This window comes from Acinetobacter sp. B-6 (genome assembly GCF_056930735.1).
The window spans coordinates 42,687-57,829 of sequence record NZ_JBXPBY010000009.1 but is presented as its reverse complement, the minus strand read 5'-3'; the positions used below and the strand labels follow the sequence as shown (position 1 = coordinate 57,829).

Here is a 15,143-nt window from a genome sequence, read left to right as displayed (position 1 = left end):
AAAATATGAAAAAGCTCAGTAGTTTAATTTTACTTTGAGGTAAAATTCAATCTTACTGAGCTCCAAAAATAAAGCTACTAATTTGGCTAAATGTTCACTATTTATTTACGACACATATCAACTTAATTTAACACACTGTTAGGTGATTAATTGTTTCTTGCATTTTGATCTTGTTGGATTAATTCAATTTTATAGCCATCTGGATCTTCAACAAAGGCTATTACAGTTACTCCTCCTTTCATTGGTCCAGCCTCACGCACGACATTTCCACCACGTGCTTTAATCTCTTCACATGCTTTATATGCATCTTCAACACCAATCGCAATATGTCCATAAGCATTGCCTAACTCATAGCTTGCAGTGTCCCAGTTATGGGTGAGTTCCAATACAGTATTATGCTCTTCATCACCATAACCGACAAAAGCAAGGGTAAAACGCCCTTCTTCATAGTCACGTTTACGAAGTAATGTCATACCGAGAACTTCAGTGTAGAACGCCAAAGACTGTTCTAAATTGCCTACGCGTAACATGGTATGTAGCATGCGCATGATTGATTGTCCTGTTAAATCAGATATTGCCTGTCAATATAGGCAATACTGTTCGATATTTCAATTTTTACCTATTTGGCAAGATTAAAGCACATATCAGATGAATGAAGTTTGACCACAAACTGACTTTTTTACGGAGTCCAGCCTCAAATGAAGTTTTGCTTTGACCCTTTATTCTAACTTCCATACGGTATAAATTGCCTTTCACTTTCGATTTGTCAATCTCGATAAAAAAACCTATTTTATCTTCACGATAAAATAGGTCATTTTCCAAAACATTCCATCAAATTGAGCAATGAAAATAAATCGTTTTAATCTTGCGTCTCTCTTAATTGATGTTCTCTTAATAACTTTGCCACCCACAATACCAACAATAAAATTGGGATACCAATTAAGGTGGTCATTAAGAAAAATTTTGGATAGCCAATATTGGTCACAATGGTTCCAGAATATCCACCTAATATTTTAGGCGTTAAGGTCATTAACGAACTAAAAATTGCATATTGAACAGCAGTGAATGACACACTCGTTAAACTAGACAGGAATGCAATAAAGGCAGCACCTGCTAACCCTGAAGCTAAATTATCCACCACAATCGCAAAATACAACCATCCTGAGCTATATTGCTCAATCACCTTACCTTTAATTTCAACAGATGTATTGGTATCTGCTTTCACCACAGGGACAGGTTGAATATCAACGTCAATATCTGCTTTTTTCTCAGTCAATTGATAGCGCTGATCTGTGTAAAGCGATGTTTTTGGATTTTTATAATTGACAACTGCAATGATCGTTTTAGATGCTGATGCTTGTAAATCTTTTCCATCGATCGTCCCACTAAACAAACCATCTTTATCCAGTTTAGCAGGATAAGTTTTAGCATCCAGTTTTAAAGTAATCGGTTTATCTTCTTGGAGATCAGTAAGATTCAACCCAACTGTTTGACCTTTAATCACAATACTTTGCTTGGACTCGGCAGCAGTTAAGTTATTATCGCTAGTGACTGGAAATAATTTGATTTGGGCAGTACCATTGTCAATTAAATAAGGCACTGTATATTGCTGAGCTACTGTTTGATCTGCTAGAGCGGCATCAATACGTAATGTTTTAGTTTGAACCAAATCTTGGCTTGGTATTGTGACTTTCCAGTACCCCACCTCATCAGGCGTTGCTTGAAAAGTTTTATCAGCAACATGGATTTGAACCGCTTGCATCGGCGCGCCAGACTTCACCAAACCAATAAAAATCAAGTTAGTTGAACTTGCCAGAACCGCTCCAACAAACATTAATTTCATAATGTTCATACGTTGTGCAAGTAATCCACCAAGAAAACCACCCAGTAAGCTAAAAATTACACCATATATTTTAACAGCTTCAGCAATTTGTTCTTTGGTAAAGTTGAGATCTTGATAAAAAACGTTTGAAATAACGCCTGCAATAATGTCTGAAATTCGATAAAAACCAATGAGCAACAATAAAACCAATGCCAACTTTAAACCATAACGTTTAAAAAAGTCTGCGATCGGATTCACCCATGTTTCATAAGCCATCTGTTGATTGACAACCCCCAATCGAATCAACACAGATGCAACAAATACAGCACCAGCACCTGATCCCAAAAACCGTACAGCTTCCATTAAAAATTTAAGAAAACTATCTTCAATTTTCCAAATTGATTGCAGGTATTGAATGAGGTCATCTGAATAAATATAAAAACATACAAAGCTTGCAACCGCTAAAACAAATACAAGAACCAGGCGATAATAATCAATATTCTTATAGTGCTTATCAACACGGTCAACCTGTGGTTCACGGATCAAAAGTGTGGTTATTAACCCCACAACCATGACAACAGCCATCGTTAAATATGTGTATTTCCATGCCTCATAAATATAATTGCCTTTTGCTGTTCCTAATGACGCAGCTAAAAACAGTGCACCAGCACCCGCAACAATCATCCCCAAACGGTAACCTGCGTTATAGGTGGATGCCAGTACAGTTTGCATTTCAGTTTCAGCTAACTCGATTCGATAGGCATCAATAACAATATCTTGGGTTGCGGCGGAGAACCCTAGCAATACAGCACCCACAGCCATTTGGTAAATATAACTTTGACCCAATGCTGGATCTGAAAATGCCATAATACAAATTGCACAAATAATCAGTAATTGTGCGATCAACAGCCAAGCTCGTCGACGACCCAATTTTTTCGTTAAAACAGGTACTGGCAGTTCATCAATCAATGGCGCCCAAACGAATTTAAAAGAATAGCCCAAAGCTGCCCAACTAAAAAAAGTAACAGCACTTTTTTCAATTCCAGCCTCTCCCAGCCATAGAGATAAACTCGAAAAAATCAATAAAATCGGAATACCTGCTGAAAAACCAAGAAATAGCATGATTGCAGCGCGGCGGTCTAAAAATGCAGCAAAAGCAGATTTCCATCCATTTTTCGCAGTTGAATTCTGCTCAGACGATTGCTGAGATAGTTGCGTTGTCATTGCGTTGTTATTTTCTGAAAAATGAAATAATGCTATTCAACCTTTTAATGCTTAGAGTTTCAATCACTTTTATGCAACTAAGGTCGCCTTTTACAGATATTTCCGCTATAGATGCTTGATCTTTACCCCCAATCCTGTATACCTTAAAGCTTTCAACCCATATAAGTTTTGGATTTCACCTGTGACCCAAAGACACGATCAATTAAGCTCTACCGCTGTTTCAAATACTCACACTGCAAGCCTAATACAAAAAACTGAAACCCATTTTCCATCTGCTTTTGATCAAACGGAAATTCAAAATACCTTGACACTCACAGCCCTAAAACCTGAACAACTGACGCATATCCCAGATCTCTCCAAGATTCCTTCTTCAACCAGAAGAATCAAACCCTTAAATAATTTTTTGGGTCAAGATCGTGCTAAAGCCTCTGTTGAGGCAGGTATTGCCCTACCTTATTCTGGCTATAATATTTTTGCTGTAGGTACAGCAGGGCTAGGCAAACGTACCATGATTAAACGTTTGCTTCAGCAACATGCCAAAGCGATGCAAACGCCAGATGATTGGGTATATGTCTATAATTTTAAAAACGCACGCCAACCTATTGCATTACGCTTCCAAGCTGGGCAAGCCAACAAATTCCAAACACTGCTACATCAAACTTGGCAAACCATTCTTAAGCAGCTCGAACGTCGTTTTAGTGCAGAAACCTATCATAACCGTATCGAACGTATTCGCCAGATTACAGGCAATGAGCAACAGCTTGCATTAGTTGAACTGACCAAAGAAGGTGAAGATCTCGACTTAAAGCTAGTCAATCGAAACGACGAACATATTTTTGTACCCATTCATGTCAAAGATGACAAAGTATTGGAAATGTCACAAGAAGACATTAATGCACTTGATAGCAAACAACGTGCAGAAATCAACTCCAATATGCGTTATATGGATAAAAAGCTGGAACGCCTCGGTCTGCAATTAGGTGATCTTGAAGATGATGCACGTGATCAAGTTTCTGAACTCAATCGTGATATTGCCAAGCAAGTGGTGCTTCCTCGTATTGAGCAGATTCTCAATAAATTCAAAACTGTGCATGGATTAGAGCAATATTTAAAGCTTTTTGCGGCTGATATTATTGACAATGTTGAGACAATTTTAGATCAAGAAGGCGAAGAGTTTTCTCCATCGCTCTTTAATCGCGTCCCTTCCAGATACCAAGCCAATGTTGTGGTGAGCAACAAACCAAACTCTGGTGCACCTGTAATTTTTGAAGACTTCCCTACCCATTACAATTTACTTGGGCATGTGGAGCAACTCACACAAAACGGAACCATTACCACAGATTTCACGCTGATTCGTCCAGGTTCATTGCACCAAGCCAATGGTGGTTTCTTAATCTTGGAAGCTGAACAACTCTTAGAACAGCCATATGCATGGCAAGGATTAAAACGTGCTTTAAAATCAGGTCAGCTCAAACTGTCATCTTTAGAACATATGCTGACTTTGACAGGAAGTATTTCTATAGAACCGGCTTCAATTCCACTCAACCTTAAAGTGGTTTTACTCGCTGAACCAGAAATATATTATGAAATTTTAGAAGTAGAACCTGAGTTAGGCAGTGTCTTTAAGATTCGTGCAGATTTTACTGATACCTTGCAACGAAATGATGACAATGAACAAGCCTACATGCAGTTGATTGCAGACTATGTTCAACAAGACAAGTTATTACCTTTTGATCGCTCAGCTTTGGCTGCTTTACTTACAGACTCTAGCCGTCAAGCAGAAGACCAAAGTTCTCTGTCATTACATGCATTGACTTTAGGAGATTTGATCCGTGAGTCACACCATCATGCTGCACAATCGGATGAAAAGCTCGTAACCTCACATCACATCAACACAGCGCTCAAACATCGTCAGTATCGCTTAGGTTATTTAAGAGAACTATATTGGCAAGACCTTTCCCGTGGCACACAGCTGATTGAAACGCGTGGGCATCGTTTAGGTCAAATCAATGCCTTATCTGTGATCCAATATGCGGATGTTGAATTTGGCTTACCATCACGTTTAACTGCTTCAGTATACCAAGGTGGTGGTGATATTCTTGATATTGAGCGTAGTGTTGAATTAGGCGGCTCTTTACATGCAAAAGGCGTTTTGCTCATGTCCAGCTTCCTTAAAGCGCACTTTGGACGTGAACAAATCCTTCACTTCTCTGCGGCACTTGCCTTTGAGCAAAGTTATGGACAAGTCGATGGTGACAGCGCTACGGTTGCTGAGTTGTCAGCTTTAATCTCTGCAATTTGCCAATTGCCAATTGATCAATCTTGGGCAATTACAGGTTCAATGAACCAATTGGGTCAAGTACAACCTATCGGTGGGGTTAACGCAAAAATCGAAGGTTTCTTTGATGCATGTAAACTGCAAGGTTTGACTGGAAAACAAGGCGTCATTATTCCACGTCAAAATATGCAACATTTAATGCTACGTCAAGACGTTATAGATGCAGTAAATCAAAATCAATTCCATATTCATGCCATAGACACGATTGATCAGGCATTGGAAATTTTAATGGCTCGTCCAGTCGGCAGTTTGGATAAAAAGGGACGCTATACCAAAGGTTCTATCTATGCTGCTGTGATGGCTCAACTTGAATATTGGCAAGCACTTGAGGATGGTGTTGAAATCGAAGAAAAACCAAAGAAAAAGAAAAAAAAGAAGGATAAAAAAGCCAAGAAAGTTGAGATTGATCCTGCATTATTAACTGATGATGCCGCAGACCTTGTAACTCAGCAAAATAAACGCAAGTAAAACCTATACAAGCTAAGCTTGATGAAGCCCCTAAACTGGGGCTTCATCTATTATCTTGCAACATTAGGCAATAAAAAAGCACCTTACGGTGCTTTCTTTGCATCAGTGGCTTATTTTGCTTCTGGTGCTGGGCTATATTGTTCAATCAATGGTTTTAATTCACCATTTTGGAACATTTCTAGCATAATATCGCTACCGCCAATCAACTCACCATTGATCCACAATTGTGGGAATGTAGGCCAATTTGCAATTTGTGGCAAAGTTGCACGAATATCTGGATTTTCCAAGATATTTACATAAGCAAATGGACGACCAATTTGGCTAAGTGCCTCTACTGCACGAGCAGAGAAACCACATTGTGGGAATTGTGGTGTACCTTTCATATAAAGAAGTACAGCATGTTTAGCAATTTGGTCGCGAATTAACGCTTCTGTATCACGCGCTTGTTCAGTCATTGATTAAATCCTCAACTCATCTGCCTGCATTATACCTAAATCCACAATAAAGAGTATGTCTAGACGATTATTTCCAATTTTATTTACATTTAGGCTTTAAATCTTCCGCATATTTTGGTTAGATAATCCTTTCTTTTCCCTCCTAACAGATAAGAGTTAGTCATGAACAACATTACCCTTGCTCCGGTACAAACTGATCAACCTTCACATTTGATGCCTGTATTCAGCCGTCAACCGATCAGCTTTGTTCGAGGGCGAGGTTCTTATCTTTATACTGAGGATGGAACTGAATATCTTGATGCATTAACAGGTATCGCTGTCTGTGGTCTTGGTCATGCACATCCTGTATTGGCTGAGGCAATCGCTGAACAAGCTGCAACACTTATCCATACCAGTAATATTTATGAAGTCCCTTGGCAAACAGCAGCTGCACAAAAGCTGGCTGAAGTTTCAGGTATGGAAGAAATCTTTTTCTCAAATAGTGGTGCTGAATCCAATGAAGGTGCAATTAAAATTGCGCGCAAATTTGGTCACTTACAAGGCATCGCTAATCCTAAAATTATTGTAGCAGATCATTCATTTCATGGTCGTACACTTGCCACACTCTCTGCCACAGGCAATAAGAAAGTACAAGAAGGTTTTGCACCTTTGGTTGATGGTTTCATTCGTGTACCTTTTGGAGATGTAGAAGCGATTGAAGAAGCAGCAATTAATCATCCTGATATTGTGGCAATTCTGGTTGAACCGATTCAGGGCGAAGGTGGTGTAAATACAGCCCCACAAGGCTTTAGTTATCTTGAAGATATTCGTGCTATTTGCAACCAACACAATTGGTTAATGATGTTAGATGAAGTGCAGACTGGTAATGGTCGTACTGGTCAATATTTTGCTTATCAACACACCAATATTGTTCCTGATGTTTTAACTACGGCAAAAGGTCTAGGCAATGGTTTCCCGATTGGTGCAGTAATGACTCAGGGTCGTGGGGTTGGTGTTTTGACTGCTGGAAATCATGGTTCGACTTATAGTGGTACACATTTAGGTTCACGTATTGTGTATACCGTGATTGATTTAATCCAAAAAGAAAATATCATGTCCAATGTGAATGAAATTGGTACTTATCTGGTGGATCAGTTCCGCATTCAGCTTGCAGCACAAAATGTGATTGTCCGTGGTTTCGGTATGATGATTGGGATTGAACTTCCAAAAGACTGTGGTGAATTGGTGAATATTGCCCGTGATGAACATCATTTAATTATCAATGTGACTTCTGGCAATGTAGTTCGCCTATTACCTGCATTAAATATGAATCGCCAACAAGCTGATGACCTCCTACAACGCTTAGTTCCTGCAATTCAGAAATTTCTTGGATAAGACTGTTTTTAAATATCATTTAAGGAGATTAAGTTGATGATCTCCTTAAATCCAAATTTCAAATATAGAAAAGCCGCTTTAAAGCGGCTTTTTTATTCAAACTTATTAGAACTTGGGCTTTTAAGAAGCTTCTTGGAAAATTCTACCACCAGGTAACTGGCTAAAATATTGTTTTAAAGCATCCAAACAGCGGTGAATTTTCATCGGTTGCTGTTCACGCTTTAAAGTAACTGCACTTAGCGTGAAAGTTGGTAGTTTCCATTCAGGAAGCACTTCAACCAAAGTACCGTTCATCAATTCTTTTTGTACATCTAAATAAAGAATACGTGCAATGCCATGTCCGTGTTGGCACAATGATTTTGCAACAAATACGTTATTTGTTTGAAGACGATGCTTCATTTCTAAATTTACAACTTCACCTGTTGCACTATGCTGAAATGAAAAATGTTGATAATTTTTCATAATATTCACAGGAATCAAATCATGATTCTGTAAATCTTCAGGTCGTGAAATGGGCACAGTCTGATTTAAGTAGCTTGGCGATGCGACTAAGATTTGATCTACTCTCGCAAGTGGCGTACAACTTAAATTATTCGCATCTTCCATTTTAGAAGACATACGAATTGCAATATCTATGCGTTCCTCGATTAAATCGATATATTGGTTATCCGCTTCAAAATGAACCATCAAACCACGATGCGCAGACATCCAATGTGATAATGCAGGCACAACATGTGTAGCACCTATTTCCGGGGTGGTCGCTATGCGTAAATCACCGACTAAATCGTCTCGCAACTCATTAATACGGATTTTTCCACGCTCAGCCGCAGCGAGCATTTCTTGACAGCTGTGGAAAAAAGCTTGACCAGCTTCAGTTAGACTCAGCTTTCGTGTAGAACGATGTAGAAGTGTAACTTCCATCTCTTGTTCTAAAGATCTAATTTGCTGACTAACCGCACTAGTTGTAATGCCAAGATCACGCGCGGCACCACTAAAAGAGCTTTTTTCAACAACGCAAGCAAAGACACCCATTGCTCGAAGTTGATCTAACATAAATTTCCCTCTGAAATTATGAGCTGCTTCACATTTTTTATTTAAAGCAACTCATTGTATTATACGAAGAAAATTACATTTTGCATTAAAATATTTAATTTATTGGTAAAATATTTGCAGGATTGATAGGTTTTCCGTCCAAACGCACTTGGAATTCCAGCATTGTGCTTGTCGCACCAGAAGATCCCATCTCTGCAATCTTCTGTCCCGCGGTCACATTTTGACCACTTTTTACCAACATTTTACTATTATGTGCATATGCAGTAATGTAACCATCAATATGTTTCACCAAGACAAGGTTACCATATTCTTTCAATCCATCTGCAGCATAAACTACCTGTCCATCTGCTGCAGCAAAGATAGGATCGCCTTGATTTCCACCAAAACGCAATCCCTTAATATTATTCGCAAGATTATAACTTGCAATCACAGGTCCTGTAGACGGTTTAACCCATCTTAAACGAGTAGATTGTACTGTCGTTGTTGTTTGAGCTGGCACTGTTGTGACAGACGGTACTTTTGTTGTTACAGACGGTGATGTTGTCGTTTGCTGCGTCGGCAACTTAATGGTTTGGCGTTGAATTTGTGGCTCATTGTTTGTCAAAGCTTTAGTTGTTGAACGGTTAGCATTCGCCCCACCCTTTTTCAAACGCAATGACTGTCCAACATAAATTCGATATGGCGCAGCAATATCATTCATTTCAGCTACACTTAAATAACTCAAACCGTAACGCATAGCGATGCCGCTAAGCGTATCACCCGAACGTACAGTATAATACTCTGGTGCAACTGCATAACGTGTTGGATTATTAATCTGTGGCTTCGATGCACAACCAGTAACAAGTATTGTAGAAGTAATGGCAACTGAGGATAAAATGATTTTTACCCATCGCTTAGGCATTTGAATATAAAGCTTTGATCGAGCCAAAAGCATTGATTTCCCTCTCTACAATCTTAAATTTAAAAATATTTGCTTAAGATTAGCAAAAAACACACTTATTTCACTGTTTCGCAGTTCTTTTTCACAAACTTATAACACTCATACATCAAAATGACTATGTGAGAGCTGCGATTGTAAAGTTTCCAAGATTCCATAGTTGGTCGCATCCATTTGAATCGGTGTGATACTGACAAAACCATTGGCGATAGCAAAAAAATCTGACTGGATATGCTGTAAGTTCTTTTTAGGGTCTGTAACCGCCTCGCCTGCCAAACCAATCCAATACACTTGACGACCACGCGGATCAACCTGACTGGTGATTGGTTTTGACTGTACCCGTCGCCCTTGATAGGTAATCTGAGCGCCCTGAATTTCAGCAACATCTGGGATATTAATATTTAAAATATGTCGCGGTGGTAGCTGTGGTAGTCCTTGAGCAATAAATGTATAAACCCACTGTGCTGCTTGTGCATAATCATCAGCACGCTCATAAGCCCGAACATTGCTGCCTGCTAATGAAACCGCGATTGCAGGTAAAGTCATTAAACGCCCCTCAAATGCAGCACCTACTGTTCCAGAATAAAGTACATCATCTCCTAGATTCGCTCCGCTGTTGATACCGCTGACCACCAAATCAAATTCAAAATCAAATAAACCATTCATTGATAAATAAACACAATCAGCAGGAGTGCCATTGACTGCCCACATATCTGGAGCAACTTGAATTGGACGTAATGGTCGATCTAAGGTTAAAGCACTAGAATAACCGCTACGTTCACTTTCAGGTGCAACAATTACAACACGTCCTAGCGGTCTTAATGCTTTTGCTAAAGCTTGGATACCTGGTGCAAATACACCATCGTCATTGGCAATTAAAATATTCACTCAAAAACTTCTCTTAATAACAGTATGAATTCATGATTTCTTTATCTAACAATGTATCAATTCATTTTAAAACATACACTAAATTGTATAACACTCAATGCTTATGACTTAAAGTCTCCATTCCTACAAATCTGTTGTTAAAAAGAAATCCATCTTGAAATTATAGACCAAGTCATTTAACGCGCTCACTTAAAGCAATTAATTTCTCAATCAGGTCATTTTAAAAATATCAAGTCTCGGCACATTCAGGTTATCAACTTATTCATATATCTTCTAAAGGTTATCTTGATACCCGTTAATCAATTACCACCCAATTTCACATAAATTATGTCATGACTGTTGAGTAATTTAATACAAATTTATTCAGCAATTATATATAGTTACTCACTCAACTTTAAATTAAATTTGTGACTAAAAAGATGATTACACGTTCTCTTACTCGTACAGTTTCTATTGCATTCATCACACTTTGCACACACACTGCATTTGCAGAAGGCTTAACCACTCAAGAGGCTGATCTCTTAGCCAAAGAAGATATTGCAGCTACACAGGTACTTGCTGAAGTCTGCCCGTCACTGATTGGAAATAATGCTACATTCCAAAGTAAGATTGATACATTAACTCAAACTTTATTGAAAGATTTATCTAAAACAACGACTTTAGATCAACTTAAACAAGATCCTGAATATCAATCGGTTTTTAAAGAAGCACAAGCAAATGCCAAAGAAGTAGACCAAGCCGAACACAAAGCTGTCTGTAATGATGTACTTGAACTCAAACATTAAAAATAAAAATGAGGATAAAAGATGTTAAAAGCATTTTTTTAACATCTTTTTAAAATACTCTTTTGCGAAAAATTCAAATAAATCTACAACATCAATACATTTTATCTATATTTTTGACTGTTTTTACGTTTACTCTATGCCTCTTGTTAAGAGAAATAATTGATTAGGTCCATCATGCGTATGACTTTAAAAATGCTTACATTAAGCCTTGTTTCAGCCAGTGGTTTATTTATGACTCATGCTTTTGCAGCACCTAAAGACGCAGCTTCGCATGAACAGAATATTGAAGTCACACAACAACAAGTCTCTAAAGAAGAACTTGCCGCAATTTATGTACTTTCTGATATTTGCCCGAGCTTGATTAAAACTGATGCTGCATTTGATAAAGGTTTCAATCACTTATTGAAAGATTACATGCCAAATGACAAGAACCCGAAAGAAGCTTTAAAAACTTTAGCCAAACAAAAGGATTTTCAACGTGCTTTGAAAGAAGCCAAAGCTGATGCCAAGAAAGCTGGAGATACTGAAAATACTGCGATTTGTAACGACATTAGTCGTTATGGTGCATAATCGTGGTGCAATTTATTAGACAAATAATGAAATAGTTACAATAAGTAAGAAATAAGCCGACTTTCTGTATAGAAGTCGGCTTTGCTTTGTCCTAAAATGCTAGCCTGTTTGTGCTCATATAACGATTGGAACGACCTAGAATGACCCCAAAAAGCGCCATTGCTGCATTATTACTTTTACCTTCATTTTCTTATGCAGCAACCGTCTTAACAACTCCGCCAGAATTAAATAATAAATCTTACGTCTTAATGGACTATGAGACAGGTCAAATTCTTGCTTCGAAGAATGAAAATGAAAAACTAGCGCCTGCTTCGATGACCAAAATGATGACCAGTTACATCATTGAGCAAAAACTCCTCAAAGGTGAACTGACTGAAAATGAAAAAGTTCGCATGAATGAGTCCGCTTGGTGTCGAGGAAGTAGCACTGAATCTTGTATGTATGTTCCGCTCAATGGTACTGCAACAGTTTTAGAAATGTTACGCGGTATTATTATCCAATCGGGTAATGATGCTTCCAAAGCGATGGCTGAACACATTTCTGGCAATGAAGGTTCATTTGCTTATGTCATGAATCAAGAAGCTAAACGTGTCGGCATGACCAATACTCACTTCATCAATGCAACAGGTATGCCTGCTGACGGTCATTACTCCACTGCAAAAGATATGGCAGTTTTAGCCAAACATATCATTCATGACAGCTCAAAATACTACCCAATTTATTCTGAAAAAGAATTTACCTTTAATGGTATCAAACAAGGTAACCGAAATGCCTTACTTTATACCGACCCAAGTGTGGATGGTTTAAAAACAGGTCACACCAATGAAGCTGGTTTCTGTTTAACCACTTCTTCTAAACGTGGTCCAATGCGTTTGATTTCTGTAATTTTTGGTGCCCCATCAATGAATGAGCGTGCCAATCAAACACGCTCACTGCTTTCTTGGGGATATTCAAACTTTGAAACTGTGAGTGTTCATCCTGCAAATCAAGTTCTTGCTAAAGCTAAAGTTTATTTTGGTAAAGAAAATGATGTACAAATTGGTTTAGCTGAAAACTTCAATGTGACTATGCCAAAAGGTCAGGCAAATGCGATCAAAACACAAGTCACAGTTCAACCAAACTTGAATGCACCATTAAAACAAGGTCAGGTTGTCGGTAAACTTACGGCAACATTGGATGGCAAAGTTATTGCTGAAAAACCTTTAGTGGCATTAAAAGCAGTGGAAGAAGCAGGTTTCTTCTCTCGATTGATTGATCACATCAAAATGTTCTTTAGCAACTTATTTTAATTTATTTGTGAAAGTCTAATTCAACTCCACTGATTAGACTAAAGCACAGGCATCCTGATCGAAGATTAGGATGCCTTTTTATTTTATACTGTGATGACGGTTTTTAAGTTTTAAGCTTTGATAAGGACGCCAACATGAAAAAGAATATCCGTAGGTATTTACAACATCATCCTAAAATTGACTCGACTTGCTACATTGATGATTTATCTGTGATAATCGGTGAAGTCAGTTTAGCTGAAAATGTTTCGGTATGGCCTTTTGCTGTGATTCGTGGTGATGTTAATCATATTAAAATTGGTCGAAATTCCAATGTGCAAGACCATTGCATGCTACACGTCAGCCATAAAAATGATGCAAAACCAAATGGCTCTCCATTGATCATTGGAGAAGATGTCACTATTGGACATCATGTAACCTTACATGGCTGCCAAATAGGCAATCGAGTTCTCGTTGGAATCAACAGTATTGTGCTGGATGATGTGATCATCGAAGATGACGTAATGATTGGTGCAGGCTCATTGGTTCCACCACGTAAACGCTTAGAAAGCGGCTATTTATATGTAGGCAGTCCTGTACAAAAAGTGCGCCCATTAACAGACAAAGAAAAAGAATTTTTACCTTATTCTGCAAGGCATTATGTGAAAGTAGCGAACAATTATATTGATGAATTGAATCAAAACTAAACCAAGCTCCATGCTTTATTAAAAGATTTATATTTTTAATAAAGCAAAATTTGAAATTTAATTGAGTGAGTATGATTGCTCTAGGCGTCTATTTAAAAGATCTCAAAATGAAAATAATATTCACAGTTAGATGGGTTATCACAATGATCACAGCAATGTTAAGTTGAGTATAAATAAGTTCTATTTTCTAAATGCTCTTTTAAGTTCCTGAAAACACTTGGCTAAAGTGCCCATCAATGACCTCTATTGCTGGACAAAAATCGCTTAGACACCGAGAACTAAAAAATGAGAGAGATAGAAATCTTATTCGAAATAAGATCATACTGTTCATCTGTGACTTCAATTTGTTCAAGATTTAAATCATCCCAAATCTGATGTTCAGATAAATAAATCCCAGCATCTTTAAAAAGATCATTCATATCCCTTAAAGCGCTTTGTTTTAAGCTAAGTTGATTCTCTAAAAAGCCAATCATAGCTTGTGTTTGTATGTGTAAAATACCTTATTTTTGCCCTAACTATAAGCTCTACTTGCGCTGAAAATACTCGCTTTCCAATTCACCAAGCCAATACGTTAGATATTTCATTTTTCCAAAAACTGGAAATTCTTGTATATTTGTATGTGAAAAAAAATCGCAACTCATTTATAACCACATAATTTTCAATATTATTTTTAACGTGAGACGTCGAGGAAATTTCCAAATATCCAGATAGATGGGTTTTAATTTCAGCTAAATCAAGTGAAATTAAAACCCAATTTGATCAATATAAAGTGCTTATTCATTCACTTTATAGTATTTACTTAACTCTTCAAACACAGGCGCTTTCACATTATCTTTCACGATATAACGTTTAATTACACCCTGATCTGTATGAATTTCCATAAAGACATTTTCTGAGCCTCTGAAATCAACCATCATATTCACAGGAACTAAAACACTGTTACGTGAACGATTGGCTTTAAATGCAAAATCAATTTCAGTAGGTCCAATCACATTGAATGAATGACTTTTCACCCCATCACTAAATACAACTTTTTCAATATTATATTTGGTGTATGCGCTGTTTAAACTCAGTTTAACTTTTAGAATGTCTTTATGTGCTTCGTTCCATGCCACTGTCACAATCGGGCAAATTTCACTTGGCTGACAGATTAATAAGCCTTGAGTACCCACATTTGAATTCGCATTATTAGGATTTGAAGCACATCCTGCGATAAGCAATGCACTCAAAGGAATGTACCAAAGTTTCTTCATCATG

The 15,143-nt window shown here is 37.8% G+C and carries 14 protein-coding genes; 6 read left to right on the top strand and 8 right to left on the bottom strand.

The window, feature by feature from the left end; genetic code table 11:
* Window positions 1-146 precede the first annotated feature (146 nt).
* Together gloA and AC1Z3T_RS12330 are read right to left on the bottom strand one after the other, a co-directional pair.
* Entirely contained in the window at window positions 147-548 is a 402-nt protein-coding gene (gene gloA, locus AC1Z3T_RS12335) for a lactoylglutathione lyase (RefSeq protein ID WP_004831214.1), read from the bottom strand.
* A gap of 311 nt (window positions 549-859) precedes the next feature.
* On the bottom strand, window positions 860-3,046 hold the full coding sequence (locus AC1Z3T_RS12330) for an AmpG family muropeptide MFS transporter (protein WP_100884988.1): 2,187 nt from the start codon (window positions 3,044-3,046) through the stop codon (window positions 860-862).
* 181 nt (window positions 3,047-3,227) lie between these two features.
* On the opposite strand from AC1Z3T_RS12330, the gene AC1Z3T_RS12325 reads away from it, so the two are divergent.
* Window positions 3,228-5,852: a Lon protease family protein gene (locus AC1Z3T_RS12325; RefSeq protein ID WP_100884987.1), complete on the top strand. Its 2,625-nt coding sequence runs from the start codon at window positions 3,228-3,230 to the stop codon at window positions 5,850-5,852.
* 110 nt (window positions 5,853-5,962) lie between these two features.
* Here the strand turns inward: AC1Z3T_RS12325 and grxD are convergent, their stop codons facing one another.
* Window positions 5,963-6,307 carry a Grx4 family monothiol glutaredoxin gene (grxD, locus tag AC1Z3T_RS12320; protein ID WP_004831217.1) on the bottom strand — a complete coding sequence of 115 codons (345 nt, stop codon included), beginning with the start codon at window positions 6,305-6,307 and terminating at the stop codon, window positions 5,963-5,965.
* 162 nt (window positions 6,308-6,469) lie between these two features.
* Between grxD and AC1Z3T_RS12315 the strand changes: the two genes are divergently transcribed.
* Window positions 6,470-7,681 (top strand): aspartate aminotransferase family protein, encoded by a 1,212-nt coding sequence (locus tag AC1Z3T_RS12315; protein WP_009587226.1) that lies wholly within the window; start codon window positions 6,470-6,472, stop codon window positions 7,679-7,681.
* A 120-nt stretch (window positions 7,682-7,801) separates the two neighbouring features.
* On the opposite strand, the gene AC1Z3T_RS12310 is transcribed toward AC1Z3T_RS12315, so the two are convergent.
* From AC1Z3T_RS12310 to surE, 3 genes are all read right to left on the bottom strand, one after another.
* Window positions 7,802-8,734, bottom strand: a complete 933-nt coding sequence (locus tag AC1Z3T_RS12310; protein ID WP_004831219.1) for a LysR family transcriptional regulator — start codon at window positions 8,732-8,734, stop codon at window positions 7,802-7,804.
* Between the two features lie 94 nt (window positions 8,735-8,828).
* A complete protein-coding gene (locus tag AC1Z3T_RS12305) occupies window positions 8,829-9,668 on the bottom strand; it encodes a peptidoglycan DD-metalloendopeptidase family protein (protein ID WP_004831220.1) in 840 nt (279 codons plus the stop codon).
* A 105-nt stretch (window positions 9,669-9,773) separates the two neighbouring features.
* Window positions 9,774-10,559 (bottom strand): 5'/3'-nucleotidase SurE, encoded by a 786-nt coding sequence (surE, locus tag AC1Z3T_RS12300; RefSeq protein ID WP_004831222.1) that lies wholly within the window; start codon window positions 10,557-10,559, stop codon window positions 9,774-9,776.
* 419 nt (window positions 10,560-10,978) lie between these two features.
* Between surE and AC1Z3T_RS12295 the strand changes: the two genes are divergently transcribed.
* The 4 genes from AC1Z3T_RS12295 (at window position 10,979) to AC1Z3T_RS12280 (ending at window position 13,886) form a co-directional block, all read left to right on the top strand.
* On the top strand, window positions 10,979-11,344 hold the full coding sequence (locus tag AC1Z3T_RS12295; RefSeq protein ID WP_100884986.1) for an MCR_0457 family protein: 366 nt from the start codon (window positions 10,979-10,981) through the stop codon (window positions 11,342-11,344).
* A 174-nt stretch (window positions 11,345-11,518) separates the two neighbouring features.
* Window positions 11,519-11,914, top strand: a complete 396-nt coding sequence (locus tag AC1Z3T_RS12290) for an MCR_0457 family protein (RefSeq protein WP_004831224.1) — start codon at window positions 11,519-11,521, stop codon at window positions 11,912-11,914.
* Between the two features lie 140 nt (window positions 11,915-12,054).
* Window positions 12,055-13,203: a D-alanyl-D-alanine carboxypeptidase PBP5/6 gene (gene dacC / locus AC1Z3T_RS12285; RefSeq protein WP_004831225.1), complete on the top strand. Its 1,149-nt coding sequence runs from the start codon at window positions 12,055-12,057 to the stop codon at window positions 13,201-13,203.
* Between the two features lie 134 nt (window positions 13,204-13,337).
* On the top strand, window positions 13,338-13,886 hold the full coding sequence (locus tag AC1Z3T_RS12280) for a gamma carbonic anhydrase family protein (RefSeq protein WP_100884985.1): 549 nt from the start codon (window positions 13,338-13,340) through the stop codon (window positions 13,884-13,886).
* A gap of 278 nt (window positions 13,887-14,164) precedes the next feature.
* Here AC1Z3T_RS12280 and AC1Z3T_RS12275 read toward each other — a convergent pair whose 3' ends face one another.
* Entirely contained in the window at window positions 14,165-14,305 is a 141-nt protein-coding gene (locus AC1Z3T_RS12275) for a hypothetical protein (protein ID WP_227565982.1), read from the bottom strand.
* A gap of 354 nt (window positions 14,306-14,659) precedes the next feature.
* Entirely contained in the window at window positions 14,660-15,142 is a 483-nt protein-coding gene (locus AC1Z3T_RS12270; RefSeq protein ID WP_004831228.1) for a hypothetical protein, read from the bottom strand.
* Window position 15,143 lies beyond the last annotated feature (1 nt).

Excerpts from the sequence above, each read along its gene's own strand:
- grxD (WP_004831217.1), bottom strand. The coding sequence starts at position 6,307 with ATGACTGAACAAGCGCGTGATACAGAAGCGTTAATTCGCGACCAAATT.
- dacC (WP_004831225.1), top strand. The coding sequence starts at position 12,055 with ATGACCCCAAAAAGCGCCATTGCTGCATTATTACTTTTACCTTCATTT.
- AC1Z3T_RS12290 (WP_004831224.1), top strand. The coding sequence starts at position 11,519 with ATGCGTATGACTTTAAAAATGCTTACATTAAGCCTTGTTTCAGCCAGT.
- AC1Z3T_RS12310 (WP_004831219.1), bottom strand. The coding sequence starts at position 8,734 with ATGTTAGATCAACTTCGAGCAATGGGTGTCTTTGCTTGCGTTGTTGAA.
- AC1Z3T_RS12270 (WP_004831228.1), bottom strand. The coding sequence starts at position 15,142 with ATGATGAAGAAACTTTGGTACATTCCTTTGAGTGCATTGCTTATCGCA.
- AC1Z3T_RS12295 (WP_100884986.1), top strand. The coding sequence starts at position 10,979 with ATGATTACACGTTCTCTTACTCGTACAGTTTCTATTGCATTCATCACA.
- AC1Z3T_RS12305 (WP_004831220.1), bottom strand. The coding sequence starts at position 9,668 with ATGCTTTTGGCTCGATCAAAGCTTTATATTCAAATGCCTAAGCGATGG.
- AC1Z3T_RS12275 (WP_227565982.1), bottom strand. The coding sequence starts at position 14,305 with ATGAATGATCTTTTTAAAGATGCTGGGATTTATTTATCTGAACATCAG.
- gloA (WP_004831214.1), bottom strand. The coding sequence starts at position 548 with ATGCGCATGCTACATACCATGTTACGCGTAGGCAATTTAGAACAGTCT.
- AC1Z3T_RS12280 (WP_100884985.1), top strand. The coding sequence starts at position 13,338 with ATGAAAAAGAATATCCGTAGGTATTTACAACATCATCCTAAAATTGAC.
- AC1Z3T_RS12330 (WP_100884988.1), bottom strand. The coding sequence starts at position 3,046 with ATGACAACGCAACTATCTCAGCAATCGTCTGAGCAGAATTCAACTGCG.
- AC1Z3T_RS12315 (WP_009587226.1), top strand. The coding sequence starts at position 6,470 with ATGAACAACATTACCCTTGCTCCGGTACAAACTGATCAACCTTCACAT.